The organism is Luteibacter sp. P4_E6, assembly GCF_056401535.1.
In genome coordinates, this window is sequence record NZ_JBFUJE010000532.1 from 1 (window position 1) to 2,609 (window position 2,609).

Annotated in this window: 2 protein-coding genes; both read right to left on the reverse strand. The window is 64.2% G+C overall.

Annotation, left to right across the window (positions count from 1 at the left end):
- A partial coding sequence (locus tag AC1DT2_RS20365; RefSeq protein ID WP_477298347.1) for an FUSC family protein occupies window positions 1–1,910 on the reverse strand: 1,910 nt, incomplete at its 3' end.
- A gap of 12 nt (window positions 1,911–1,922) precedes the next feature.
- Window positions 1,923–2,414, reverse strand: coding sequence for a MarR family winged helix-turn-helix transcriptional regulator (locus tag AC1DT2_RS20370; RefSeq protein ID WP_213948886.1), 492 nt, complete (start codon window positions 2,412–2,414; stop codon window positions 1,923–1,925).
- Between the last annotated feature and the right edge of the window lie 195 nt (window positions 2,415–2,609).

Consider the following 2,609-nt stretch of genomic DNA (forward strand, 5'->3'; position numbering starts at 1 on the left):
GTGCGCAGGGCATCCGTCAGATAGGGATGCAACGTGGCAGGCAGATCGGAGCGCGCCATGTCATGGCGTAGTTCGATGAGGGCGCGGCCGGTTTCGTGCACGGCCAGCGCCCAGGCGATCAGCGCACGCGAATCGGCACTGCCCGGCTCAGTCTGCGCGACCACTTGGCTGACGAGGTCGTGGTTCACGCTCTCAAAGCGATGACGCAGGCCGGGCAGCGGCGCTTCGGCGGCAAGTGCCACCTGGCCGCGAAGGCGCGCAAGCTGGCGGCGACGCAACCACGCGCTACCGATCGCCGGCGGAATCACCACGAAGGAGACCGCTGCCGCGCCCAGGCCGACGACTTGCGCGATGGCATCGTTAATGAAGTGCGCGGGGTCGTACACCTGGGTGTTCTTCAACGCGAGGATGTAAGCCAGGCCCATGGCCCAGCCCAGCCCGTACGACGCGAGGCACTGGCTCATCATCATGACCAGCCCGACCGCTAGGAAGGGCGCAATGCCGATCACCAGCAAGGCATACCCATCCACCTGGGTAAGCACGAAGAACTCGCAGACGAATGCTGCCGCCATGCCCGAGAGGTAGCCGAGCATCACCATCCAGGTGACACGCGTCGGGTTGGGGATGGTCGCAAACAGCCCGGCGAAGACGGTGGCGAGCAGCATGGCGCTTGAGCCGAGCGGCCACGCGCTGCCGATCCAGAAGGCGCCGAGGGCGAGCATGGTCAGCGTGGCGCGCACCGTGGCGAGCCCGGCGCCGAGAAAATCGTTGCCGCGATCGAAGCGCACCCGCTCGCCCGACGCGGCGATGACGCGCGGTGCCTGCAGCGACGCTGCGGCATCGACATACGCGTGCAGTTCGTCGACAAAGCGTGCCAACAGGGACGCACCGGTATCGAAGTCGCGGATATCCTGCGCGTCGGTCAGCGAGTCCCGGAGGGGCACCGTCTGCGTGCGCATGGCCTCGCGGGCCGCGACCAGTCGCGGCAGCAATTCGCGCGCGATCACGCCGGCCTCGATCGGCGCATCGAGCGCCGTTCCGATAGGCGCGTACAGACGAAGAAGCATGCCGGCGGCGAGATCACGGTGCGCCCGCTTCAGGCGATTGATCAGATGGTGCAGCGACTGGAAGCTGGTCGAGGCCGCCATGAAGCGTTGATTGAACAAGCGCAGGTGACCGCTGCGTGCGCGCGCCTCGGCGTCTTCGAAGATCACCGAACTGCGCAGGTCTTCGAACGACACCGCCGCGCGCACAAAGCGCAGATGCGCGTTCTCCATCGCCTCGCGCGCGATGACGCCGCGCGTACTGTCACGCACGAAGCCCACGAAGTTTGAGAACTGCTCGCGGGCGGCGCGACGCAACACGTCGCGCATGCGGCTCGGGAAGACGATGTCGTTGACGACGCCGCTGACAGCCAGGCCCAACAGCACTTCGCTGATGCGCGCCCACGACGAATCGAAGACGCCGGGCGGATTGTCGATCACGGGAATGGCGACGATGGCGGCCGTGTAGCCGCCAAGAACGAAAGCGTACGACTTGAAGTTGCGATAGAGCGTGGCACCACCGGCGCAGACACCGATCCACAAGGAAAGGGCGAGCAGGAAGAGGTCGCGCTGCTGCGGAAACGAGGCCACGATGGTGATCGCCGCCGCTGCGCCGGCAAGCGTGCCGATGGCGCGATAGAAGCTCTTCGCCAGCACCATGCCCGACTGGCGATTCGCGACGATGACCGTGGTCAGCATGGCCGTCGAAGGCGCCGGCAAGGCGAAGCGCATCGCGATCCACCCCGTGAGGAAGAATGCGATCAGCGTCTTCACGACGAACAGCCACACGGAGGCTTCCTCGCGCAGGGTCTCGACGACGACCTGGCGGGTGACGGGTGGCGTGATGGTGAGATCGGACGCAGACATGGCGAGTACTACTTATTCCCCGTATCCGGCGAGCATCTTCTTCAGCAAGACTTCGAGCTGGGCCTGCTCCGTGGCATCGAGCTTGCGCGTCTGGCGGAAAAGCAGGGCGACGATGTCCGGGAGGAAGCTTTCGATCAGCGCGATGCCCTCGGGCGTCAGCGTCAGCGTGACCTTGCGACGGTCGTCTTCGCTCGAGGCGCGCGCGACATAGCCCTTCTCGCAGAGTTGCGTGGTCAGGCGGGTGACGTTGGCCGATTTCTCGCCGGCAGCATCGGCCAGCTGCGACGGGTTGAGCGAGTTGTCCGGCGAGCCATACATCATCATGAGGATGTTGTATTCGGGATGGTTGAGCCCGTAGGGCTTCATCACCGCGTTGGCCTCGTCGTGGATCTCCTTGTAGAGATGCTTGATCAGCCGGACAAGCGCGGCGGGGTCGCGCGGGAAGCCAGGGTACTTCGAGCGGGTGACCTGGAGCCGGGCTTCGGTGGGGGCGAAATCGCTCATGAGGGATCCTGTTGGCGGATTGCCTCATAAGTATATAGTTCAGACATGAATAATCGATATATGTTCTATTTCTTATTTCTTACGAATTCACGTCACAGCCAACTCTTCGTAGGCGGCCCAGTGAACGGAGCTCCGGCTTCTACCCCGACCAATTACTAACTTTCCGGCGACGCCGATAAGCGCACCTATCAGTAC